General features: G+C 32.8%; 21 protein-coding genes. 18 read left to right on the top strand and 3 right to left on the bottom strand.

Annotated features, from left to right (window positions below; genetic code table 11):
- The first annotated feature begins 113 nt into the window (after positions 1-113).
- The 5 genes from ACHRV0_RS13765 to ACHRV0_RS13745 all read left to right on the top strand — a co-directional run bounded on the left by ACHRV0_RS13765 (position 114) and on the right by ACHRV0_RS13745 (position 4,637).
- A complete protein-coding gene (locus ACHRV0_RS13765) occupies positions 114-707 on the top strand; it encodes a tRNA-(ms[2]io[6]A)-hydroxylase (RefSeq protein ID WP_089055797.1) in 594 nt (197 codons plus the stop codon).
- A 250-nt stretch (positions 708-957) separates the two neighbouring features.
- A complete protein-coding gene (locus ACHRV0_RS13760) occupies positions 958-1,998 on the top strand; it encodes a GMP reductase (RefSeq protein ID WP_395441226.1) in 1,041 nt (346 codons plus the stop codon).
- Positions 1,999-2,019: 21 nt separating this feature from the next.
- Positions 2,020-2,517 (top strand): GNAT family N-acetyltransferase, encoded by a 498-nt coding sequence (locus ACHRV0_RS13755; RefSeq protein WP_395441225.1) that lies wholly within the window; start codon positions 2,020-2,022, stop codon positions 2,515-2,517.
- A 99-nt stretch (positions 2,518-2,616) separates the two neighbouring features.
- Positions 2,617-3,183: a TetR/AcrR family transcriptional regulator gene (locus ACHRV0_RS13750; protein ID WP_395441224.1), complete on the top strand. Its 567-nt coding sequence runs from the start codon at positions 2,617-2,619 to the stop codon at positions 3,181-3,183.
- A gap of 38 nt (positions 3,184-3,221) precedes the next feature.
- Positions 3,222-4,637, top strand: coding sequence for an MFS transporter (locus ACHRV0_RS13745; RefSeq protein WP_395441223.1), 1,416 nt, complete (start codon positions 3,222-3,224; stop codon positions 4,635-4,637).
- Here ACHRV0_RS13745 and ACHRV0_RS13740 read toward each other — a convergent pair.
- Positions 4,634-5,212, bottom strand: coding sequence for a pentapeptide repeat-containing protein (locus tag ACHRV0_RS13740; protein ID WP_395441277.1), 579 nt, complete (start codon positions 5,210-5,212; stop codon positions 4,634-4,636). The two genes, ACHRV0_RS13745 and ACHRV0_RS13740, sit on opposite strands and share 4 nt — an antisense overlap.
- Before the next feature lie 158 nt (positions 5,213-5,370).
- On the opposite strand from ACHRV0_RS13740, the gene aspA reads away from it, so the two are divergent.
- The 7 genes from aspA to ACHRV0_RS13705 all read left to right on the top strand — a co-directional run bounded on the left by aspA (position 5,371) and on the right by ACHRV0_RS13705 (position 13,134).
- Positions 5,371-6,780: an aspartate ammonia-lyase gene (gene aspA, locus ACHRV0_RS13735; protein WP_395441222.1), complete on the top strand. Its 1,410-nt coding sequence runs from the start codon at positions 5,371-5,373 to the stop codon at positions 6,778-6,780.
- 154 nt (positions 6,781-6,934) lie between these two features.
- Complete coding sequence (locus ACHRV0_RS13730; RefSeq protein ID WP_395441221.1) at positions 6,935-8,209, top strand: BamA/TamA family outer membrane protein; 1,275 nt, start codon at positions 6,935-6,937, stop codon at positions 8,207-8,209.
- A 129-nt stretch (positions 8,210-8,338) separates the two neighbouring features.
- Positions 8,339-8,959 (top strand): outer membrane beta-barrel protein, encoded by a 621-nt coding sequence (locus tag ACHRV0_RS13725; protein WP_395441220.1) that lies wholly within the window; start codon positions 8,339-8,341, stop codon positions 8,957-8,959.
- A gap of 164 nt (positions 8,960-9,123) precedes the next feature.
- Positions 9,124-9,798 carry a response regulator transcription factor gene (locus tag ACHRV0_RS13720; RefSeq protein WP_395441219.1) on the top strand — a complete coding sequence of 225 codons (675 nt, stop codon included), beginning with the start codon at positions 9,124-9,126 and terminating at the stop codon, positions 9,796-9,798.
- A gap of 1 nt (position 9,799) precedes the next feature.
- Positions 9,800-11,203 (top strand): HAMP domain-containing sensor histidine kinase, encoded by a 1,404-nt coding sequence (locus ACHRV0_RS13715; RefSeq protein WP_129024337.1) that lies wholly within the window; start codon positions 9,800-9,802, stop codon positions 11,201-11,203.
- A gap of 77 nt (positions 11,204-11,280) precedes the next feature.
- Entirely contained in the window at positions 11,281-12,003 is a 723-nt protein-coding gene (locus ACHRV0_RS13710; protein ID WP_129024338.1) for a hypothetical protein, read from the top strand.
- A gap of 183 nt (positions 12,004-12,186) precedes the next feature.
- The gene (locus ACHRV0_RS13705) at positions 12,187-13,134 is read left to right on the top strand and encodes a bestrophin family protein (protein ID WP_129024339.1); all 948 of its coding nucleotides are present in this window, start codon (positions 12,187-12,189) and stop codon (positions 13,132-13,134) included.
- Positions 13,135-13,205: 71 nt separating this feature from the next.
- Here the strand turns inward: ACHRV0_RS13705 and ACHRV0_RS13700 are convergent, their stop codons facing one another.
- On the bottom strand, positions 13,206-14,624 hold the full coding sequence (locus ACHRV0_RS13700; RefSeq protein WP_129024340.1) for a PLP-dependent aminotransferase family protein: 1,419 nt from the start codon (positions 14,622-14,624) through the stop codon (positions 13,206-13,208).
- Between the two features lie 100 nt (positions 14,625-14,724).
- Here ACHRV0_RS13700 and ACHRV0_RS13695 point away from each other — a divergent pair, with 100 nt between their 5' ends.
- The 6 genes from ACHRV0_RS13695 to ACHRV0_RS13670 all read left to right on the top strand — a co-directional run bounded on the left by ACHRV0_RS13695 (position 14,725) and on the right by ACHRV0_RS13670 (position 24,513).
- Positions 14,725-15,642 (top strand): EamA family transporter, encoded by a 918-nt coding sequence (locus tag ACHRV0_RS13695; protein WP_129024341.1) that lies wholly within the window; start codon positions 14,725-14,727, stop codon positions 15,640-15,642.
- A gap of 286 nt (positions 15,643-15,928) precedes the next feature.
- A complete protein-coding gene (locus ACHRV0_RS13690) occupies positions 15,929-18,190 on the top strand; it encodes an acyl-CoA dehydrogenase (RefSeq protein ID WP_395441218.1) in 2,262 nt (753 codons plus the stop codon).
- Positions 18,191-18,296: 106 nt separating this feature from the next.
- A complete protein-coding gene (locus tag ACHRV0_RS13685; protein WP_395441217.1) occupies positions 18,297-19,940 on the top strand; it encodes a DUF6377 domain-containing protein in 1,644 nt (547 codons plus the stop codon).
- 206 nt (positions 19,941-20,146) lie between these two features.
- The gene (locus ACHRV0_RS13680) at positions 20,147-22,363 is read left to right on the top strand and encodes a glycoside hydrolase family 3 C-terminal domain-containing protein (protein ID WP_395441216.1); all 2,217 of its coding nucleotides are present in this window, start codon (positions 20,147-20,149) and stop codon (positions 22,361-22,363) included.
- Positions 22,364-22,521: 158 nt separating this feature from the next.
- Complete coding sequence (locus ACHRV0_RS13675; protein WP_395441215.1) at positions 22,522-23,169, top strand: DUF1349 domain-containing protein; 648 nt, start codon at positions 22,522-22,524, stop codon at positions 23,167-23,169.
- Between the two features lie 195 nt (positions 23,170-23,364).
- Positions 23,365-24,513 carry an acyltransferase family protein gene (locus ACHRV0_RS13670; protein ID WP_395441214.1) on the top strand — a complete coding sequence of 383 codons (1,149 nt, stop codon included), beginning with the start codon at positions 23,365-23,367 and terminating at the stop codon, positions 24,511-24,513.
- A 204-nt stretch (positions 24,514-24,717) separates the two neighbouring features.
- Here ACHRV0_RS13670 and ACHRV0_RS13665 read toward each other — a convergent pair whose 3' ends face one another.
- A complete protein-coding gene (locus ACHRV0_RS13665) occupies positions 24,718-25,824 on the bottom strand; it encodes an NADH:flavin oxidoreductase (RefSeq protein ID WP_395441213.1) in 1,107 nt (368 codons plus the stop codon).
- Between the last annotated feature and the right edge of the window lies 1 nt (position 25,825).

Here is a 25,825-nt window from a genome sequence, read left to right as displayed (position 1 = left end):
GTCTAAAATTGGAATGTAAATTTCTAACTTTAGTTTTCGATCTTCGATTTTTCTTTTAAGGTTCTCCACTGACCTTATGACTTTCGACTTTCAAACTTTAAGACTTTAAAAAAATGGGCGTACTTAGATTACAATTGCCAACTGACCCAAGATGGGTAAATATTGTTGAGAAAAATATAGAAGAAATTTTAACAGATCATGCATGGTGCGAGCAAAAAGCTGCAACAAATGCCATAACAATTATTACCAACAACTCTGAGCATCAAGATTTAGTTCAGGATTTATTGGCTTTAGCCAAAGAAGAAATCGATCATTTTGAGCAAGTTCATAACATAATCATTAAAAGAGGATTAAAACTTGGACGCGAACGCAAAGACGATTATGTAAATGAACTTTATTTATATATGAAGAAAAGCGGCGACGGAAGCCGTGTTTCAGGTTTAGTAGAGCGATTATTATTTTCGGCAATGATCGAAGCTAGAAGCTGTGAACGTTTCAAAGTGCTTTCTGAAAATATTAAAGATGAAGAACTAGCTGTTTTTTACAGAGAATTAATGGAAAGCGAGGCAGGTCATTACACAACCTTTATTACTTATGCTAGAAAATATGGAGTTGGAATAGATGTTGAAAAACGATGGAGAGAATGGTTAGAATTTGAAGAATCAATCATTACCAATTACGGAAAAGGTGAAACTATTCACGGGTAGATTTTTTTAAGTATTCAGTGTTCAGATTTTAATATTCAGTTGCAGTGCTTTTTTTTAGCTTTTACGTTTGTCAGGCTGAGTGAAGTCGAAGCCTATTAAAAGTATAGAAAGAAAAAATCAGTTTCTATCTGCGTTTTCGCGATAGCGAATCAGGTTAATCAGCGTTCAAAATTTTAGGATTTTATAATCTAAAATCTAAAGCCTTCAATCTAAAATTCATTATATTTGAGAGTAACCAAAATCTTGAACTATGAGAATAGAAACTGATCTGAAATTAGGATTTAAAGATGTAATGATTCGCCCCAAAAGATCTACACTAAAAAGCAGATCAGAAGTCTCTCTCGAACGAAATTTCAAGTTTTTACACAGTACGGCAGATTGGACTGGAATTCCGATTATGGCAGCAAATATGGATACAGTCGGCACTTTTGAAATGGCTAAGGTCTTGGCAAAAGAAAAACTTTTTACCGCAATTCATAAACATTATACCTTGGAACAATGGAATGATTTTCTAAAGAATGTTACACCAGATTTCTACAACTATATTGCCATAAGCACAGGAACAGGAAAAGAAGATTTTGAAAAAATTGGAACAATAGTTACAGCAAACCCGCTCTTAAAATTTATTTGTATAGATGTTGCCAATGGATATTCTGAACATTTTGTTCAGTTTTTAAAGCAAACACGAAAACAATATCCAGATAAAGTTATTATTGCCGGAAATGTTGTTACAGGCGAGATGGTAGAAGAATTGCTTTTGGCAGGCGCCGATATTGTAAAAGTTGGTATTGGACCTGGTTCTGTTTGTACAACAAGAGTGAAAACAGGCGTTGGTTATCCACAGCTTTCTGCAATTATCGAATGTGCTGATGCAGCACACGGTTTAGGAGGACATATTATAAGTGACGGAGGCTGTACAACTCCGGGCGATGTTGCAAAAGCTTTTGGAGCAGGTTCAGATTTTGTAATGTTAGGCGGAATGTTAGCTGGACATACTGAAAGCGGAGGAGAACTAATCGAAATAAACGGTGAAAAATTTAAACAATTTTACGGAATGAGTTCAGCAACTGCAATGGACAAACATGTTGGAGGAGTTGCAGAATATAGAGCAAGCGAAGGAAAAACAGTTCAGGTTCCTTTTAAAGGAAATGTAATTCAGACTGTTTTGGATATTTTAGGAGGATTACGAAGTACTTGTACTTATGTTGGCGCTCCAAGATTAAAAGAACTTTCTAAGCGAACAACATTTATAAGAGTGAGTGAACAAGAAAATCAAGTTTTTACAAATTAAAAGAAATTTCAGAATATAAATATGATTACAATTTCAGAAGCAGGGGTAAAGGATGTTAAAATAATTCAAGAAATCACAAACATCACTTGGCCAATTACATATGGAAGTATTTTATCTAAAACTCAGTTAGACTACATGTTAGGGCTTTTTTATTCAGATGAAGCTTTAAGTAAACAAATTGAGAATAAAGAGCAGTTATTTTATTTAATTTTAGATTCAGAATCAACAATAGGATTCATTGGAATTGAGCATAATTACAAAAATGAAGCTGTAACTAAAATTCATAAAGTATATCTTTTACCTGAAACTCAAGGAAAAGGTTATGGAAAAATAGTTTTCGATTTAATTGAAGAATTAGCTTTAGAGAATAATTCGACTGCGCTTTTATTAAATGTAAACCGTTTCAACACAGCATTAAATTTCTATAAAAAAGTTGGTTTCGACATAAAAGAAGAAGTGGATATCGAAATTGGAAATGGTTATTTAATGGAAGATTTTGTGATGAGAAAACCATTATAGTTTCTTAGTTAACTAAATTCAAACTTGAATAAATTTTATTTCCGAGTAAAACGTATAGATAGATCTATCTATTTTATTGTATCTTTGACCAAAAAAAGAATGGAACAGAAAGCCAGCGTAAAAGAAAGAATACTTGAAACAGCTTCTCGTCTGTTTTATCATCAAGGCTATAACAGCACAGGAATTAATCAGATTATCTCTGAAGCAGGTATTGCTATTGGCTCTCTTTACAAGCATTATCAATCTAAAAGCGATTTGTTGTATCATTACCTTGAACAGCAAGAAATAGAATATTTTACTGATCTTGACACTTGTTTGAAAGAAGAGAAAGATCCTATACAAAAATTGCTTAAATTAGTAGATTACCGTATTAAACTTCAAGAGAATTCTAATTGCTCTGGATGTCATTTTATTAAAATAAATGCCGAAATTGGTAGAGAAGACAAAAGAGTTGAGCTATTTATTGCTGCACATAAAAAGCGTCAAAAAGATTATATCAATACCTTGATTGATGAAATAAGTACAGTAAAAAAACTTTCATTAGAAAAAAACAACTTGCAGAATATCATCTTTTTAACAATAGAAGGAGCAGTAGTATCAGCAAGTATAAACGGAAATACTAATGATCTCAAAACTTTAAAAAATACTATTAAACAACTTTTCTAATTTTTTTAATCTAAAATAGATAGATCACTCTATATATAATGAAAAATACAAAACACATTTCATTGCTCATACTGTTGCTCGGGCATTTACTAACTATATTAGACATATTTATTGTAAACATCGCTATTCCTTCAATTCAACGAGGACTTGGCTCCAATAATGGAAAAATGCAGCTGGTGGTTTCAATGTATATGGTTGGGTTTGCTTCTTTTTTAATAATTGGCGGTAAAATAGGGGACTATTACGGGAGAAAGAAAATTTTTATTTTAGGAATGTTTCTATTTATGATTTGTTCTGCGGGATGTGGTTTTGCGGCAACAATTGACGATCTAATTTTATTAAGATTTTTTCAAGGAATAAGCGCTGCTTTAATGTCACCACAAGTTTTATCTTACATACAAGTACTTTTTACTGATCATAAGGAACGTACTCATGCGATGGGCTGGTACGGAATTGCAATAGGTATCGGCACTATGCTGGGGCAGTTTTTAGGTGGTTTTTTGGTAGAACTTAAACCCTTTTTAATCGACCATTCTTGGCGCTATATATTTCTCATAAATATTCCTATTTGTGTAGCAGGTCTATTGCTGGCGACTCGCTTTCTTACGCAATCTAGAGATAGTTCTTCTATGCAAATAGACTATTTGAGTGCTGTTATATTATGTGGAGGACTTGCTATATTAGTTTTTTCTTTAAGTACTGGAGTAGAACAAAACGGTTCTGTTAAGATCGGTTTACTTTTGTCTATTTTATTTGTTTTTACTTTTATATTCAGACAGATAAGAAGAAAATCTAAAGGAAAAGAACCATTATTAGATATGCAACTTTTCAGCCACAGAAACTTTAATATGGCAATTTCAGCGTCAGCACTTTTTATGTTAATGCTGGATGCCTATTTTTTTGTACTTGCGATTTTTCTTCAGGAAGGAATTCGACTATCTCCAATACATGCGGGATATTTTATTGTATTTCAAGGGAGCGGTTTTATTCTTGCCTCTTTTTTTTCTGCCAAATTAGTGCTGCGTTATGGAAAACAAATATTGATATTTGGTGTACTGTTACTTATGTTTGTGCTTATTCTGCAACTAGTTCTTTTTTATTACCAAGCAATTGATTTTAGAGGATATATAATAATGTTTTTACATGGCGCTGGTGTTGCTCTGGTATTGCCCTCATTTGCCAATATTGCTCTGAAAAATTTACCACAAAATTTTATCGGAAACGCTTCTGGTGTTTATTCTACATTGCAACAGTTGTTTGGGGCTTTAGGAATTGCTATTACGGGAAGTGTATTCTACCATTTAACAAAAGGAACCACAGATTTTCAACATTTTTATAATGCTTTTTTCTATGGTACGCTTATTCATTTATTCTGCTTGACAAGTGTGCTGTTGATTTTATTCTTTCTTCCAAAATCAATACTTCCAAAAAAACAAAATGATATTAGTGGCTAACTCACAATTACATCATGTTTAAACAATAAGCCTTTTAATTCTTTTAAAGCAAAAACGGCTTTTTTAAGTTTGGTTTTAGATGGATCAATTGTATAATTGTAACTCGTTTTAAAATCGGCTTTATTAGCGATGGCTCTATCAAACTCAGAACGGTATAAATCGCAATTGTCAAAAATAACATTGGTTAAATCAGCAGCCATAAAATCGACTGCAATTAAACTGCAATTAATAAATGGAGTTCCCTTTATTTTTAAAGTATAGAATTTTGAAAAATCCAAAATACAATCCGTAAAGCTGACTTCAAAAATTAGTTTGTCGCACATGGCAAAGTTTACTTCTTTGATCTCACATCGATTAAAAGATGCAGTTCTAAAAGCGACATAATTAATTTTGGCTTCATTAAAAATGCAATCGTTAAAAACGCAGTCAATAAAAGTAACAGCAAGAAAAGTACAGGCAGAAAAGTTACAATTATTAAAAACGCAGCATTCAAAATCTTTAAAATTCAGATCGTCTTTGGCGTAAATAATGGTATTAAACTCTTTATCAAGAAAATATTCGCTTTCTTTTTTCAACTCTGTTTTGATAATTGTTTGAGAGTGAAAAGGTAATAATTTAGAATAAAATATTCTATGCAAATCGCAAATCATTTTGATTTCATTCACATTTTTAATGCATAATTTGATGTAGCTTTACATTTATTTTTAAGTTAAAAACATAGCAATTTTATTATATGGAATCAACAAGAAAGGAACATGATTTTCTGGGAGAGCTAGAAATACCTAATCATTTATACTACGGAATCCAGACTTTTAGAGCGGTAGAGAATTTTAATATTACTGGAATTCCTATTTCTAAAGAGCCTTTGTTCATCAAAGCTTTAGGATATGTAAAAAAGGCCGCTGCTTTGGCAAACAAAGACTGCGGTGCATTAGATCCTAAAACTGCCGAGGCGATTTGTTATGGAAGTGATCAGGTAATTGCTGGTAAATTTAATGATGAGTTTGTGAGTGATTTAATTCAAGGCGGTGCAGGAACATCTGTAAATATGAATGCAAATGAAGTTATTGCAAACATTGGACTTGAATATTTGGGACATAAAAAGGGCGAATACAACTTTTTGCATCCAAATAACCATGTAAATTGTTCACAGTCTACAAACGATGCTTATCCATCGGCATTTAGAATTGCATTGTATCTAAAAATGGAAAGTTTCATTAAAACGCTTTCTGGATTAGAAATCGCTTTTGCAAAGAAAGGTGAGGAGTTTAAAGAAGTTCTAAAAATGGGAAGAACGCAGCTGCAAGACGCCGTGCCAATGACTTTAGGACAGGAATTTAAAGCATATGCAACTACAATTGGTGAAGATATTCAGCGTTTAAGAAATGCTCAGGAATTATTATTAGAAATCAATATGGGAGCAACTGCAATTGGAACGAAAGTAAATGCACCTGAAGGTTATCCTGAAATTTGCGTGAAATATCTAGCTGAAGAAGTTGGAATTGCATTAACGCTGTCTCCAGATTTAATCGAAGCAACAGTTGATACAGGAGCATACGTACAAATTATGGGAACTTTAAAACGTTCTGCAGTTAAGATTTCTAAAATTTGCAACGATTTAAGATTATTAAGCTCAGGGCCGAGAACAGGTTTAAACGAAATTAATCTGCCTGCACGTCAGCCAGGTTCGTCTATAATGCCAGGAAAAGTAAATCCGGTAATTCCAGAAGTGGTAAACCAAACCTGTTTTTATGTAATTGGTCAGGATTTAACGGTTACAATGGCAGCAGAAGCTGGACAATTGCAATTGAATGTTATGGAGCCTGTAATTGCTTTTGCAATGTTTACATCGCTTGATTATCTGTCAAATGCTATTCAGACTTTAATTGATAAATGTATTAATGGAATTACTGCAAATGTTGATCATTGTTATAATATGGTAATGAACAGCATTGGAATTGTAACTCAATTAAATCCAATTATTGGTTACGAAGAAAGTGCAAGTATCGCTGGTGAAGCTTTGAAAACGAACAAAAGTGTACATCAAATTGCGGTTTTAGAAAGAAAGCTGATCACACAAGAAAAATGGGATGAAATTTATTCATTAGAAAATTTAATTCATCCAAAGTTTATTACAAAATAATTGATTCTATATAATTCGTTAGTAAGAACCGTCAATACAAATTGACGGTTTTTTTATACAATTAAACGTATAAAATTTTAGTAATGTATTGAAAATAAGCTATATTTACAGAAGGTTTGAATATGATTTTAGTAGAAATTAAAACTTTTAAAGTGTGAAATTCTTAGAAAATACTTATTTTAAACACATCTTGAAACTAGCAGTCCTGCTTCTTTTTACTCCTTTATATTTAAATGCTCAATCGGAATCTGAGACAAACAATTCAGAAATATGTGCACCTAAAACTATTTTTGAAGTCTTTAAAAAGAAAGATTCCATATATATTGTTAAACCTACCAAAAGCAATTTTTTTCTTGTAATTCCGGCAATTGGCTCACAACCAGCGACCGGATTTTTTTTTGGCGGTGTTGCGCAATACACGTTCAAAGGCAAACAAGAAGCAGATAAATATTCTGTAGCAAATCTTGGCATTATTTACACTTTGAAAAAGCAGTGGATGATCAATGTAAAGAATAATATTCTGCTAAAGAATAACAGAATTTTTTTAAGCGGTGATTATCGTCTTTACATTTTCTCACAGCCCAATTACGGTCTAGGCACAGATATTATTCCGCCTAGACGTGATCGAGACCCAAGTTTTAGCATTGATTCAATTGCACAATCGATGGATTATAATTATTTTAAATTTCATCAAACGGCTTCTTTTGAAGTAAGGAAGAATTTTTATGTGGGCGGAGGTGTAAATATAGATTGGTATACTAATATAAACGACAAAGAGTTGGATGTGGCTAACGGAAATTTGACTTACCATTACAATTACAGCCAACAGCACGGATTTAATAATTTAGAATATTTTCTAACAGGAGTAAGTTTTAATATGGTTTACGATTCACGAGATAATCAAGTGAATTCGAACCGTGGCTGGTTTGCCAATGTTAATTATCGTTTTAATCCTGTTTTATTTGATAATCAGCAATACAGTAATGTTTTGTATACAGAATTCAGACAGTTTATTCCTTTATCACGTAAAAACGACCGTTATATTCTAGGAATTTGGGCTTACGGACAATTTGTTACACGAGGCAAAGTACCATATTTAAATTTGCCTGCAATAGGCTGGGATCAGCGCAGCAGGAGTGGAGAAGGTTATACTCAAGGTTTATTTAGAGGAGATGGATTGATTTATCTCTCTACAGAACTTCGATTTCCCATTACTTGCAATCAAATGATAAGTGGTACCGTTTTTACCAATTTTGTAACGGCTAGTAATAATGATGCAAATACATCTCTCTTTCACGCAATTCAGCCTGCAGCTGGTATTGGATTAAGAATTCTAATTGATAAAAAAACACGAACAAATTTAATTGTGGATTATGCATGGGGAAATAGTTCTAAAGGATTCTATTTGAATGCAGGTGAAACGTTTTAAATAATGTAAATATATGTTTTCTAATTGCTTAAGTATTATCGAGTGTGATTTTTTTTGTTAAAAAAAGATTAAAATTTAGAAGAAAAAACTTAAATTTGATTTCCCTATTAACTTTCAAAAACAAAATTTATGAAAAAGTACAGTTTATTTTTAGTTTTTTTCCTATTTGCAATAGGAATGAATGCGCAAGATGCGAGGTCATTTTCTCTTAATTTGTATGGTGGTTACAATTTTTCTGACAGCATCGACTACGATGGTTATTCAGCAACAGTTGAAGATGGTTTTCAATACGGAGCGGGATTTGAGTATTTCTTTTCAACAAACAATTCAGTGGAGTTAAAGTATTTAAGAGCTGATACTAAAATACCATTTTATGGTCCAGCTGGAAATCAAATCAATGCTGGAAATGATAAAGGAGCTTTCAATTTTATTCTTGCCGATTTTACTCATTATTTTGATACAGGGTTAAATCTTTTGCCTTATTTAGGCGCTGGAGCGGGAGTTGGTATCATTGAAACACCTCAGGGCGGAAGCGGTACTTATTTTGCATGGGATATAAAAGGAGGAGTAAAGATTAAAACCGCTTCATCAGTATCTGTAAATATTAATGCCTATTTACAATCTATGTCAGCAGCGGTTGGTGAGAGTTATTATTGGACATATTGGTATGGACCAGTTGCAGTTGATGATTATGTTTCTACTTTCCAGTTTGGTTTAGGAGCTGTATTGAGCTTTAATTTCAAAAACTAGTATTAAACAACCCAATTTTAGTATATAAAAAAGCAACTTATTAGGAGTTGCTTTTTTTTTGCATTAAAATCTTAGTAATTGTTCATAATAAAATCATAATTTATAACAGTTATGAATAGTATTTTTAATGGCAATCCCTATTTTTGTTGTTGATACAAATTAATATGAAACTACTTATAGTCGAAGACGAACCAAATCTTTTATCGATTTTACGCAAAGGATTTGCAGAAAATAACAACGAAGTAAGTGTGGCGCTTGATGGTAAAACTGCACTAGAAATGATTCACAACTATAATTTTGATGTTGTAATTCTAGATGTAATGCTGCCTGATATTAATGGAATTGAAATATGCAGAAGACTTCGCGCAAGTAAAAACTTTGTGCCTGTTTTGCTTTTAACAGCTTTAGGAACATCAGAAAATATTGTAACCGGTCTTAATGCGGGAGCGGACGATTATTTGGTTAAGCCATTTAAATTTGGAGAACTTGACGCAAGAGTCAACGCTTTACATCGTAGAGCACATCAAGAAACAGATAAAATTGATGTTATTTCGGTAGGAGATTTAGAGATAAACGGACGTGCAAAAACAGTTAAAAGAGACGGAGAATCTATAATTTTGACCGCAAAAGAGTTTAAATTATTGTACTATTTAGGCAAAAATGCTGGTATGATTGTTTCTCGTGATCAAATTTTAGATAACGTTTGGGATATTAATTTTGATATGAACACTAATGTTGTAGATGTGTATATTACATATTTACGAAAAAAAATAGACAAACCTTTCAAAACCAAACTCATTCATACGATGAAAGGACTAGGTTACATTATAAAACCATAAAATGGATATAAGAAAAAAAATTACTTTAACCTATGTAGCGCTTTCAACTTTTAGTACCTTACTTTTAAGTGTACTTGTTTTTGTTTTATTTAGAGAAAACAATCGTTATCATTTTTTGAAACGATTAGATGACAGAGCAAAAATTGTGTCTTCTATTCATTTTCAAAATGATCCTGAAAAGATAAAATATTATAGTAATCTGAAAAAAAATGGACTCGAAGAACTTATCGAGGAAGAAGAGTATGTACTTAAAGTAAACAGCGCTAACAGCTTTGATTACAATACAGACTTGAATCTTCCTAATGAATTTTATTCGACCATATTAGAGACTGGAAGAAACTATTATGAAATAAACAGCAAATATTATTTAGGACAGATTTTTAAAGAAGGAAATCAAAAATATATAGTAATTGTTGGTGCGCGAGATCGCCAAGGAAAAACTACTTCTATTTATATTGTAAAAATATTAATTGTAGGAGGTATTGCTTTTATGTTTTTGGCTTTCTTTTTAGGTCGTTTTTTAGCTAAACGAGTTATAAATCCTGTAGCAAGAATTATTAGAGAGGTAAACCGAATAAGTGCATCAAACTTGCACAACCGTCTTCCTGAAGTCAAAAATTCTGATGAGATTTCAGATCTTACAGAAACCTTTAATGATATGCTGGATCGTTTAGAAACTTCTTTCGAAATACAAGCCAATTTTATAAATAATGCTTCTCACGAATTAAAAACACCTATTACGACAATAATCGCCGAAGCAGAAATTATGCTTCTTAAAGAACGTGAGGTAAAAGAATACGTTCAATCTCTAGAGAATATTTACAGCCAAGCATCAAGATTAGGAAATTTAACCGAAAGTTTGCTTAAACTTACGCAAACCGGTTATGACGGTAAAAAACAAGTCTTAGATATTGCCAGAATAGACGAGTTGCTATTAGACGTTAAATCAGATTTAGATAAAATTTTCCCTGATAACCGTGTAAGCATCAAGTTAAACTTTGCGCCAAAAGATTCAAGTTTACTGCTGCTGCCTTGTAATAAACCTCTTTTAGAGCTTGCTATTAATAATATTATTACCAACGGAGTAAAATATTCAGATAATAATGAGGTTTTTGTGGTACTTACAGTCAACCACGATTTTATTAAAATTTCTATTAATGATATCGGAATCGGGATTCCTCCTGAGGATATCCCTCATTTATACGAGCCTTTCTTTAGAGGAAAAATTGCAGCTAAGTATATTGGATACGGTTTAGGTCTTCCTTTAGCTTCAAAAATTATCCGTATGCATGATGGAGAAATTCAAGTGCAATCTGAGCAAAACAAGGGAACTATCGTTACTATAGTCTTTAATAAATCAAAAATCAAAAAGAATAACATTAAAAATTCTAATGTTGAATCTTAGAAAAATTTAATTAGATCTTAAGAACGATCTAATTTCCAAGGAGTTATTTTGTATGTATAAACTAAAAGAATATACTTATGAAAAATTTCCTTATACCTACTACATTAAAAGACGATACAATCAGCGCAGTAAGTGCCGCTATTAATCAAGCAAAAGAATCGGAGTGCGAAATCATTCTAATGATGGTTTCTGACACTCCAGATACTTTTTCTTCTTCTCATTTTTTACGTGAAATGAGAACTGGACTTACAAGAAGTCAAGAAGAAGTTTTAGAAACTTGCAGATATATGATTGGTCATACGCAAAACTGCAAAATAAAAATTCACAATCAGTACGGTCTTTCATCACCAATTTTTAGAGGTATTATAGACAACTTTTCTGTTAAATTGGTCATCTTAACTCATTCTTATAAAAAAGAGACCAAACGTATTCATCAGTATTTAACTCAGTTGGCAGGAAACCAAAAATGCCCAATTCTGCACTTAGGAATTGAACAGCCTAAAAACGATTTCAACAAAGCACTTTATATCGAAAACGGTAAGGCAAATATGCACATCAAAGATGTACAGCAATTTTTGAATGATAATTTCTCCTATGAAATTGTAAGTCAAACTTCGAAAATCGATGATAACTATGAAGATATGGCTCCATATCTAAACGAAGCAATTTCAAAATATGACATCGATTTGCTTGTAGAAACTCGTAAAGGAGAGAAAATCAAATTTAAGAAAACTAAAAAAGAAAGTATTAATGAGCGACTAGGACTTCCTGTTCTTTCATTATACGAAGAGTTGGTTTAAAGTTTTTAGCGCTTAGTCCTTAGTAATTAGTAACTGGTTCTACTTTTAGTCGACACAAAGGACTCGATTTTACAAATGTAAAACTTATAGATATAATTTATAAATCTTAAGACTAATTACTAGGTACTTAGTACTAATCACTAAAAAAACAGCTCAAATATTAATTTAATTAAAACCGACGATATGTTATTAAAGAAAAGAATACCAATGAAGTACGTTCTCGGGAAAATTAAAGTAGAAATGGCCTTGGTATTGACTTATACCATACTATTTGAAATTTTTCATCACTATTTTATAAATCTTCCTGTAGATATTCCAATTGCGATTCCAACAATGATTGGAACAATTATTTCCTTATTATTAGCCTTTAAATCTAATCAGGCTTATGATAGATGGTGGGAAGCAAGAATTGTTTGGGGAGCAATTGTAAACGATTCAAGAACCTTAATTCGTCAAGTATTGACGTTTTATAAAGATCCAGATTTTTCTGTTAAAGCGAGCGAATTCAAAGAGAATTTTGCCAAAAGACAGATTGCATGGTGTTATAGTTTAGGTCAAGCGCTGCGAAACAAAGATGCTATAAAACCACTTGAAGGTTTGGTAAGCGAAGAAGAACTTCGTTATATCAAAAACCATCAGAATATACCCAATGCCATTTTAATGCTGCATGCGCGAGATCTTAGGAATGCTAAGAACGAAAAGCGAATCAATATGTATCAGCAGGTAGAAATTGATAATACATTATCAAGATTATGTGATGAGATGGGTAAATGTGAGAGAATTAAAAATACTATTTTCCCAACTACTTACAGTCTATACATTAGATTGACGCTGTGTTTGTTTATTTTTTTACTGCCATTTGGTTTAACAAGCGTATTAAGCTGGTTTGCAATTCCGCTAATCACTGCAATTTCTGGAGCTTTCTTTTTAATAGAAAGAATGGCTATTCACTTGCAGGATCCATTTGAAAACAGACCTTCAGACACACCAGTAACAACTATTGCTAATACGATAGAAAGAAATATCAAACAAATGCTTAATGAGTATCAAAGTGAATTTGATATTATAAAAGAATTTGATTTAAAAGACGAACCAGTAAAAGTCGAGAAAGACGCTTATTTCGTTTTATAACAATTTTAATTTTGGTCTCTTAATTGTTGGCTGGACAGTATATTTTTTTAACTGTCCAGCTTTTTTTTATATTATTTGGCAGCAAGTTTTCCCAGAGTTTGTATTGATTCTCTAAGTTCATTTGACCAAGGAAGACCAAAACTCAAGCGCATACAATTTGAAAATTGATCTTGAAATGAGAAAATACGTCCAGGAGCAATACTAATATTGTGTTTCATCGCTAAATGATAAAATGCAGCCGTATCGATACTTTTATCAAGCTCAATCCACAGAAAAAAACCGCCTTGCGGCTGACTTACTTTTGTTCCTGCTGGAAAAGATTCTAAAACGGTGTTGATATAATTATTACAATTACGATTCAAAATTTGACGGATTTTACGAAGATGATTTTCGTAACGCCCATTTTTTAGAAAATCTCCCACAACTTCGTGTGTAATTGTAGGCGAGGAGAGGCTGTGATAAATTTTATTTCTTAAAATTTGTTTTTTAAACTTTCCAGGCGAAACCCAGCCTACACGATAACCCGGCGCAAGCGTTTTTGAAACAGAACTGCAGCACAATACAATACCGCTTTCGTCATACGTTTTACAGTTTGTAGGACGGCTGGAACCAAAGTACAAATCGCCATGAATATCATCTTCAATCAGCGGAATATTGTAAAATTCCATCAATCGAACCACTTCTATTTTATGCTCAGCCGGCATCATACTTCCAGATGGATTACTAAAATTGCTCATTAACAAACAAAGTTTTACCTTCTTTGAAGAAAGAGCCTTTTTTAAAGCTTCTAATTCTATGCCTGTTGTCATGTTGGTTGGCAGTTCCATAATATACAAGCCCAATGATTTTGCCAATTGTAAAATTCCAAAATACGCTGGACTTTCAGTAATAATAGTATCTCCCGGTTTTGTCAAAGTCATTAAACAATGTGAGATTGCACTAGTACAGCCTGGCATTGTAATTATATCATGTTCAGTCAAAGATCCGCCCCAAGTGTAAGACCAGCGTGCAATTTCTTTTCTTAAATTTAAATTTCCTTGAACTTGTTCATAGCTCGTTCCGCTGTTTGGAAGCTGTCGCATGGCTTGAACCATTCCTTTATTTAATTTAGCAATAGGAAGCAGCTCATTCGATGGAAAACCTAAAGACAGCATTGTAATATTTTTGTCAGTCATATTGCCATAAACCTGATCAATCAAATCTTCTCGATCAATGTTTTCACATTTTAAAATAGGGCTGCTTGGTGATGGCTCAGGAATTGTTCTAGCCGAAATATTACTTACATAATAACCAGATTGAGGTCTTGATTCTATAAGTGATCTGCTCTCAATTTCATAATAAGCTTTGCTCACAGTACTCATGCTATAGCCTGTTTCTGCGCATACTTCACGTATAGAAGGCAGTTTATCACCCACGTTTAAAACACCAGATTTTATCTGTTTTTCAATTCGGTCAGCAAACTGCAAATACAAGTAATTCGAATCTTTCATAAAAAAAACTGTTATGCTGCAATTTACAAAAACTGTATCTGTATTGCTGTATAATTTTTTAGAAATTTGTTTTATCAAAAAAAGTATAAATAATATCCAGATGAAAACAACAAAATACTACATCGCAGCCATTACATGTTTTGTAATCTGGGGATTTTTTAGTTTGGTTTTAAAGCCAATACATGAGTATCCATCTTTGGATATATTATTTTATCGCGTTTTCAGCTGCAGTATTCTAATGCTTTTGATTTCTTTTACTTTTAGAAGAAAAAAAATAAAAGAAACCATAGCTGTTTTCAAAGCTATGCCGGTTTATGAAAAACGAAGAAGTATTTTATTAAATATTGGCGGAAGCGTTTTTTTAATGGCAAACTGGTTTACATTTATTTATGTAATGAATCATGTTAGTGTAAAAGCAACGTCATTAGCTTATTTAGTATGCCCAATTTTAACCACTTTGTTGGCTTATTTTATTTTGCATGAAAAACTAAGTAAAACACAATGGATGGCTGTTGGCCTAAGTATTTCGGGCTGTCTGCTTTTATCGTATACTAATATTATGGATATGGTTTTCAGTATTATAATTGGTTTTACTTACGCTTCTTATTTAGTAAGTCAGCGTATAAATAAAGGTTTTGATAAATTTATAGTTTTAACCTTCCATATTACATTGGCGGCTTTATTTTTACTGCCTTTTTATCCTGCTTACAGCGGACAGGTTCCTACAGAATTTAAGTTTTATTTCTGTATCGAAACTATTGCTATTTTGTTTACGATCTTTCCATTATTCCTTAATTTATATGCACTTTCAGGTATTAATTCCTCAACAGTTGGGATGCTTTTGAATATTAATCCTATGATTGCATTTCTTTTGGCTGCATTTTTTTATAAAGAGCCAATTGGATCTACCCAAATTATCGCATACGGAATTGTATTTCTTGCAGTATTGGTTTTTAATTCACATCATATTTTTGCCATAAAGCAAAAATTAATCCCAGTATCCAAAGGTTCAAAATAAAGCCGTTTTTTATATTTTTTATTGGTTTAAAATATAAATTACCAGAATCTTAACAGGATGTTTAAACAGGAATGAGTATTTTTCATTCCTGTTTTTTTATGCAGTAATATTTGAAGTATAGGCCACAGATTTTACAGATTAAATTGATTTTTTATTCATACTAATTTTTTAAAATCAATTTGAATTTGTGAAAATATGTGTAATTCGTGGCTATTATTCAACACAAAGAAGTAATCCTTATTAATCTGTGGCAAAAAAAGCTATTACAAAACCGAATCCTATTTATATGAAAAACGCCAAACTTCAAGCCTTTATTCCATTGTTTTATCTAGTATGGTCTGATGATCTTTTGACCCAAAAAGAATTCATTACACTAAAAGAATTTATAAAATCTCTAAAAGCTCTTTCGTTAGAAGAACAAGAATATCTTCTTTCAAAAGTTGATGTTTCAAATCCGCCTTCGCGCAATGAACTTACACAATGGAAATTAGAAATTGAAGCTAATCTAAAAGATAAATCGTCTATAAAATCTATTTTTGACATTGCTGTAGCACTCTCAGAAAAAGACTTAGACATTTCGGCTTTAGAATCAGATTTTACAAAACTGGAAAATGATCTTGGAATTCTGGGAGAAGAAGTAATTCAGAACTTTAAAACAAAATCAGATTCATTAACTGCTAGTTCTCAAACAACAAATAGTTTTGATATTGAACAATTAACGTCAATTCTAAACGGTAAAGAAGCACCAATAATTAACAGAGTAAAATCGATAATTTCGAAACCCGAGTTTGCCTACGAAACTTCGACAGATATTACTATTTACCGCCAAACAGTATATAAATGGTGTAAAATTCTAGCGGAGGAAAACTTAGGAAATATGGCTTATCCAAAGCAATATGGAGGAGGAGAAAATATTGCAGATTATTTTGCTGTAATGGAGACATTAAGTTACCATGATTTAAGTTTGGTAATAAAATTTGGAGTTCAATTTGGACTTTGGGGAATGAGTGTACAATCTCTTGGAACAGAGAAACATTACGTAAAATATCTAAAAGATATTGGTTCTTTAAAACTTCCTGGTTGTTTTGCCATGACCGAAACACATCATGGATCTAATGTAAAAGGACTGGAAACTACGGCAACTTACAATCATAACAATCAAACTTTTACAATTCACACGCCAAACAAAAATGCCCAAAAAGAATATATTGGCAACGCTGCAGTTCATGGTCAAATGGCAACTGTTTTTGCAAAATTAATTATTGACGGCCATGATTACGGTGTAAATGCTTTTATAGTTGGACTAAGAGATTCAAATGGAAATATTCTAAACGGTGTAACGATAGGCGATTGCGGTCATAAAATGGGCTTAAATGGAGTTGATAACGGAACAATAAGCTTTGATAATGTTGTAATTCCGAAAGAAAATATGCTCGATCGTTTTGCATCGGTAAACGATAAAGGAGAATTTGAAAGTCCGATTCCGAGTGATAACAGACGCTTTTTTACGATGTTAGGAACTCTAGTCGGCGGAAGAATTGGGATTCCACGTTCTGCATTATCAGCAGCAAAATCGGGATTAACAATTGCAATTCGATACAGCGATCAACGCCGACAATTTGGACCTGAAGGAGGATCAGAAGTTCCAATTTTAAATTATAGAATTCATCAGCGTCGTTTACTGCCGCATTTGGCAAAAACGTATGCTGTACATTTTGCTCTGCAATATCTCACTCATAGATTCTTGAATAGAACAGAAGCTGAAATGCAGGAAATAGAAGCATTGGCAGCGGGATTGAAATCATATTCGACTTGGAGCACAAGAGATATACTGCAGGAATGCCGTGAAGCTTGCGGCGGAAAAGGATATTTGTCTGAAAATAGAATCGATGCTTTAAAAAATGACACCGAAATTTACACCACTTTTGAAGGTGATAATACCGTTTTAATGCAGTTAACGGCTAAAAATCGTTTATCTGAATTTAGAAAATCTTTTGGTGAAATGGGATCACTCGGAATTATAAATTATGTGTATGAAAATGCAAAAACTGCAATTACCGAAAAGAATCCTATTGCTACTCGCAGAACAGAAGACGAGCATTTACTAGATGGAGAGTTTCATTTGCAGGCTTTCATTCACAGAGAAAAAACAATTTTAGCATCGGCAGCAAAACGTATCAAAAGGTTAATTGATGATGGATTAGATACTTATGATGCTTTTAATGTAGTACAACATCAAATGATAGATGTATCTCAAGCTTATCTAGAAAGAGTAGTTCTAGAACAGTTTCAAATTGCTGTTAAAGCTGTAGAAGACTTAAAAACAAAAGAAATATTGACAAAATTAAGTCAGTTGTATGCACTTTCTCAATTAGAAAAAAACAAAGCTTGGTTTCTTGAAGATGGATATATGGAAGCGGTAAAAACAAAAGCCATCAGAAAAATGGTAAATCAATTATGCTGGGATATCCGACCAGATGCATTTGCTCTTGTTAATGCTTTTGATATTCCAGAAAGTTGTTTGTCTGCGCCAATTTCTAAGTTATAGCATTAAAAAACTGCTCCAGCGGAGCTTTCACAACAAATAAAAAATTAGGAACTAGACCAATGTGATTACTTTATTATATTTGTAATTCTTTTTACCTTAAATCAACTTGAAAAAATACGTACTGTTTTTATTCTTCGTTCTCGTAAACGTTCCTGTATTTGCTGCAGACAGCATTGATGATATTTTAGCGAAACTAAATCGTGCTTTAGAAAATAAAGAACATTACGTTAAACTAAAAGAAGAGCGAATTTTAAACTTCAAAAAAATTAAATCGGATAGTTTAACTAAGGAGCAGGAGTACAATTATAACAAGACATTATACACAGAATATCAAAAATTCAATTCTGATTCGGCTATTTTTTATGTAAAAAAGAACTTAAAAATTGCCGATCAGCTTCAAAACAAAGATTTACTGCATTTGGCGCAATTACAATTAGTTACGCTTTATTCCTCATCAGGAAAATACCGCGAATCTGAAGCCATTTTAAAAAGTATCGACAAGAGTAAATTATCAAAAAATTTACTTTCCAATTATTTCATTGCTTATCGAGAGTTTTTTGAGCATTATGCTGCCAATAGTTACAGTATACACTATATTGAGCAGATACAAAAATACAGAGATTCGTTATTGACAGTTTTAGACCCAAAATCTATAACCTACAAAATCAACAAAATCCAGCAAGATATTTATCATAAAAAACTGGTAAGTGCTCAAAATGAATTGTTATCACTATTGAAAACTTCAAAAGAAGAAGAACCTCAATACGCAATGATTACCTATTTACTGGGAAAAATTTACGAACAGACTCATCAAGTTGAATTACAGAAAAAATACTACGCACTTTCAGCCACCGCTGATATTAAAAATGTAAACAAAGACAATGCATCTATTCAGGAACTGGCTTTAGTTTTTTATGAAATAGAAGATGTCGATATGGCTTACAAACTTACACAATCAGCCATTGAAGACGCACTTTATTGTAATGTACAGTTTCGCACCTTGCTAATGTCTGAAGTTTATTCGATTATCAATACCGTTTATTTAGAGAAAGAAGCAAAACGTAAAACCGAATTGCAGTTGTATTTATTATGCATCAGTTTATTATCGGCTTTTTTGATTGTGGCTGTCATTTATGTGTACAAACAAATGAAAAGAGTTTCTAAAATTCGTGGAGAACTTTATGAAACAAGTCAGAAATTAGCAGAATTAAATCAAGATATTTCCGAGACAAACAAGCAGTTACAGGAACGTAACGCACAATTATCAGAATCAAACCATGTAAAAGAGGAGTATATTGCACATTTTTTCAGTCTTTGTTCTACTTACATAAATAAATTAGAAAATTACCGAATCATTCTGAACAAGAAAGCAACAGCAAAACAGTTTGATGAAATTTATAAGATCCTAAAATCAACAACACTAGTAGATAATGAACTTGAAGAACTGTATAAAAACTTTGACATTATTTTTCTGAATTTATATCCAACCTTTGTAAAAGACTTTAATGCACTTTTAATTAAGGAAGAGCAGATCATTTTAAAGCAAGGAGAATTGTTAAATACAGAGCTTCGTATTTTCGCATTAATCCGCCTTGGGATTACAGACAGCGTTAAGATTGCAGCATTTCTTCGTTATTCTTTAAGTACAATTTATAATTATCGAACAAGAGCTCGGAATAAAGCAGCCGTTTCGAGAAATGATTTTGAAGAAATGGTCATAAAAATTGGTTTAATCACGCAAAAAATGTAGTTTTTGGTTTTAAAAGCACTACTTTTTTTACTTCTTTTTTTTGTTTAATTATTTGAAAATCAATATTTTAAATTTTCAATTCACTACTTTTTTTCGTTTAAAAATCTAACACGAACTATAACGTTTTAGTTTTACAATATTATTAAAAGGTGCAAAATGATTACTTGTATCTTTAAATAAATTGAATGCTTAAATAATTAATAGTTATGTTTAAAAACGTTAAAACAATCGTTGTTTTAGTTTTATTGAGTTCATTCGGATTGAATGCGCAAAATAAAGTTCCAGTTTATCTAGATGATAAAAAGCCAATTAATGAGCGTGTAGAAGATGCGCTTTCTCGAATGACAATCGACGAGAAAATTGCCATGATTCATGCCCAGTCAAAATTCAGCTCTCCAGGAGTACCGAGATTAGGAATTCCAGAAAACTGGATGACAGACGGTCCTCACGGAATTCGTCCTGAAGTAAAATGGGATGAATGGGACCAAGCGGGCTGGACAAACGATTCTTGTATTGCATTTCCTGCTTTAACAGCACTTTCGGCAACATGGAATAAAGAATTAGCTCATTTATACGGTAAATCACTAGGAGAAGAGGCGCGTTATCGCAATAAAAATGTACTATTAGGGCCAGGAGTAAATATTTTCAGAAGCCCATTAAACGGCCGTAACTTTGAATACATGGGCGAAGACCCGTTTTTAGCTTCAAAAATGGTCGTTCCTTACATCAAAGGTGTACAATCAAACGGAGTTGCAGCTTGTGTAAAACATTTTGCTTTAAACAATCAAGAAACAAAACGTAATTCTGTTGACGTAATCGTAGACGATCGTGCTCTTTACGAAATATACCTACCTGCTTTTAAAGCTGCAGTTCAAGAAGGTGATGTATGGTCAATTATGGGTGCTTACAACAAATATAAAGGACAACAATGCTGTCACAATGAGTTTTTATTGAATGATATTCTTCGTGGTGAATGGGGCTTTAAAGGAGCTGTAGTTTCAGATTGGGGAGGCGTAAGCGATACCAAACAATCGATTCATAATGGTTTGGATATGGAATTTGGTTCTTGGACAAACGGACTTTCTTGGGGAACAAGTAATGCTTATGATAATTATTTCTTAGCAAAACCTTACTCAGAAATGATAAAAAAAGGCGAAGTTGGAACTAAAGAATTAGACGAAAAAGTACGTCGTGTTTTACGTTTATCTTTCTTGACTACAATGGATAGAAATCGCCCTTTTGGATCTTTTGGAACACCAGAACACGCTGAAGCTGGTCGTAAAATTGCTGAAGAAGCAATTGTTTTACTTCAAAATACAAACAACATTCTACCAATTAATCTTTCTAAAACTAAGAAAATTGCTGTAATTGGAGAGAATGCAATCAAAATGATGACTGTTGGAGGTGGAAGTTCTTCGCTTAAAGCAAAATATGAAATTACACCTCTTGAAGGTTTAAAGAAAAGAATTGGCAGTCAAGCTGAAATCGTATACGCTCGTGGTTATGTAGGAGACCCAACAAGCGATTATAATGGAGTTATTGCTAAAGTAAGTTTAGAAGACAAACGTTCTCCTGCAGAATTGACTGCAGAAGCATTAAAAGCAGCTAAAGATGCTGATATCGTTCTTTTCATTGGTGGTCTAAACAAAAGCGACAAACAAGATGCTGAAGGATTTGACCGTACAGAACTTGGACTTCCGTACAACCAAGATAAACTAATTACTGATTTAGCGAAAGTAAATAAAAACATCGTTTTTGTAAATATATCTGGAAATGCGGTTGCAATGCCTTGGATTAAAGAAGTTCCAGGAATTGTGCAAGGATGGTTTTTAGGAACAGAAGCAGGAACTGCTTTGGCTTCGATTCTAGTTGGTGATGCAAATCCATCTGGAAAACTTTCTTTTACTTTCCCAGTAAAATTATCAGATAATGGTGCTCACGCTTTAGGAGAATTTCCGGGTGGAGATACTGTAAAATACAACGAAAGTATTTTTGTTGGTTACAGATGGGCTGATAAGCAAAAAGCAAAACCATTATTCTCATTTGGTCACGGTTTGAGTTATACCACTTTTGCATACGGAAAAGTAACTGCTGACAAAAAACAAATGACAGCAGGAGATCAAATTACATTTTCGGTAAAAGTAAAAAATACAGGAAATAGAGAAGGAGCAGAAGTTGTACAGCTTTACATAAGCGATTTGAAATCTTCATTACCACGTCCGATAAAAGAATTAAAAGGTTTTGAGAAAATTTCACTAAAAGCTGGAGAAGAAAAAACCGTAACTTTTACGGTTGATAAAACAGCTTTAAGTTTCTTTGATGATAAAAAACATGACTGGGTTGCTGAACCTGGAGATTTCGAAGCTATTGTTGGAGCATCTTCAACAGATATAAAATCTAAAGTGGGATTCTCACTTAAATAATTTCATTATTTCTAAATTGGTTGGTTAGTAAAGCTGCAAGTGTAAAAAGTTGCAGCTTTACTTTTTAACTAAACTTATCTTTAAGGTATCTAGTTAACTAAGGATTGAACTTATTATCTTACAGCGTAAAAAAATACTTTATTATCTAAATTGTTATTATGAAAAAAGTTTTACTTGGGGCAATGACTTTATTTTTAGCCCAAAATCTATCGGCACAAAGCCTAAATAAAATGCAATGGTTTAATGAACCTGAAAAATGGGAAATTAAAAACAATGCTTTAATTATGAATGTTACTGCAAACAGTGATTACTGGCGTATTTCTCATTACGGATTTACGGTTGATGACGCCCCTTTTTATTATGCTAATTACGGAGGAGAGTTTGAAGTAAAAGTAAAATTGACAGGAAATTATATTGCTCGTTTCGACCAAATGGGTCTTATGATTCGTATTGATGAAAAAAACTATATTAAAACCGGAGTTGAGTTTGTAGACGGTAAGTTTAATATCAGCACGGTAGTTACACACGACAAAAGCGATTGGAGCGTTACAACGCTAGAAAAAGCACCGCCTTTTATCTGGATAAAAGCTGTTAGACGATTAGATGCTGTCGAAGTATTTTTCTCATATGACGATAAAAATTATATAATGACTAGAAATGCGCCTTTGCAGGATAATAAGCCCGTAATGGTAGGCTTAATGGCAGCTTCTCCAGATGGAAAAGGTTTTGAGGCAAAATTTGAAAACTTCTCTGTAAAACATTTACCAGATCAACGCAGGGCAGAATGGCTTAAAAATCATCAGTAATTAAATTAGGTAATTGAGATGATTTGATAATTAGATAATTTTTTCTGTTTTTATTGCATCTGAATAATTACTGCAAAAAAAATGCATTTTTTTTGCAACTAAGTTAAAACCTGACTTTCATTGCAAAAAAAAAATACTATTTTAGCCAATGCCAAATAACATAAATTAATCTTTTAACCACAAAAAAAGTATTTTATGAGTTCAATTCCTATTGACATTAAACCAAAAAAACATTATGAAATTTTAGACGGTTTACGAGGAGTAGCCGCAGTTCTGGTCGTTATTTTTCACATCTTTGAGGCTTTTAATGAGGGAAGCCGATTTAAACAACTTATGAATCACGGTTATTTGGCTGTAGATTTCTTTTTTCTTTTATCAGGTTTTGTTGTAGCATATGCTTATGATGATCGTTGGGGCAAGCTGACACAATGGGAGTTTTACAAACGTAGATTAATTCGTTTACAGCCCATGGTCATTATGGGAATGATATTAGGAGCTATTTTCTATTATTTTCAGGCTTCAGATGTAATGTTTCCACAAATTGCGGGAATGGAAGTTTGGAAAGTAATTTTAACCATGGTTATTGGTTTTACTTTATTGCCAATTCCGCCGTCATTAGAAATTAGAGGATGGGGAGAAATGCATCCGCTCGATGGGCCGGCATGGTCGTTATTCTTCGAATATATCGGTAATATTTTATACGCCTTATTCTTTCGTAAATTTTCAAATACCGTTTTATCAATCTTTGTTTTGATATTTGCAGGAATGCTTATCAATTTAACCGTTTTTGGGCCAAAAGGTGATGTTATTGGTGGCTGGTCATTAAATCTTGAGCAAATGAATATTGGTTTTACTCGTTTGTTATATCCATTCTTTGCAGGAGTTTTATTATCACGATTAGGAAAACTAATTCATATCAAAGGAGCTTTCTGGGTTTGCAGTCTTTTAATCATCATTATTTTCAGTATACCAAGACTTGGAGATGAAAACAGCTTGTGGATGAACGGTTTATACGAATCATTTTGTATCATTATTTTATTTCCAATAATTGTTGCAATTGGAGCAGGAGGGCAGATAACAAATCCTGTATCGCTTAAAGTATGTAAAGCCTTAGGAGATATTTCATATCCAATTTACATCATACATTATCCATTAATTTACTGGTATATGGCTTGGGTTGCTGATAACAAAGTTACTTTGAAAGAAGGATACCCATTAGGAATTGGAGTATTATTCGCAAGTATTGTAATTGCAATATTATGTTTAAAATTCTATGATGAGCCAGTTCGTAATTGGCTTACAAATAAATATCAAAAGCTAAAAGTTGCTGTAGCTAATAATTAGTTTTTGTAAGGAACATAGGCTCAGAGGGGCAAAGGTTCAAAGTAAAGAAATTATAAAAAAGGTTCAGAGCAACAAAGGTTCAAAGGGGCAAAGTAAAAAAACTCTGTCTCTTTGAACCTTTGACCTTAAAAAAAAAAGTTCAAAGGACAAAGTAAAAAACTCTGCCACTTTGAACCTTTGTAACTTTGCACCTAAACAAAAAGCTTATTCTAAAACTAATGCTCCTAAAGCTTCTTTACTGAAACCTTTTAATTGGTCTAATTTTCCTTCTTTAATTTTAGCAACCCAGTTTGGATCAGATAAAAGTGGTCTTCCAACGGCGACTAAATCAAAATCACCTCTGTCGAAACGTCTGTTTAATTCCTCTAAAGAAGTTGGCTCAGAACTTTCGCCGGCAAATGCACCAAAGAAATCACTAGAAAGTCCAACAGAACCTACTGTAATAGTTGGAGTTCCAGTTACTTTTTTAGCCCATCCTGCAAAATTCAAATCAGAACCGTCAAACTCAGGCTCCCAGAATCTGCGTTGAGAGCAGTGCAAAATATCCACACCAGCATCAACAAGAGGAGTAAGCCAAGCTTCTAATTCCTGTGGATTTTTAGCCAATTTATAGTTATAATCAGAAGGTTTAAATTGAGAAAAACGCATGATCACAGCGAAATCATTTCCAACTTGTTTTCTGATTTCTTTTACAACTTCAATCGCAAAACGATTACGTTCTGGTAATGTTTTACCACCATAAATATCTTCACGTAAATTCGTTTCGGCTCTAAAGAATTGATCAATTAAATAACCGTGTGCACCGTGAATTTCGATAGTGTCAAAACCTAATTTTTTGGCATCAGCAGCCGCTTTACCAAAAGCTAGAATTGTATCTTCAATATCTTTTTCAGACATGGCAATTCCATTTTTAAAATCTGGACGATTTAATCCAGATGGTCCTTCAAAAGGAACAGGAGGAACCCATCCAGAATGGTGATTATCCATAACGCCCATATGCCAAATCTGCGGTCCCATTTGTCCGCCGGCAGCATGAACTTCATCAATCACTTTTTTCCATCCGTTTAAAGCCTGCTCACCGTAAAAGTGAGGTACATTTGCATCATTAGATGATGAAGGTCTGTCGATTACAGTTCCTTCAGATAATATTAAACCAACTTCACCTTCAGCTCTTTTTTGGTAGTAAGAAGCTACTTCGTCAGTTGGAACTCCATTTGGAGAAAAAGAGCGCGTCATTGGCGCCATTACGATTCGGTTTTTCAGATTTAACGTTTTTAAGTTAAATGGCGAAAACAGGTTGTTTGTACTCATA

The sequence above is a fragment of the Flavobacterium sp. FlaQc-30 genome (genome assembly GCF_044005885.1).
Taxonomy (GTDB): Bacteria; Bacteroidota; Bacteroidia; order Flavobacteriales; family Flavobacteriaceae; genus Flavobacterium.
This window is presented reverse-complemented; position numbering and strand designations above follow the sequence as displayed.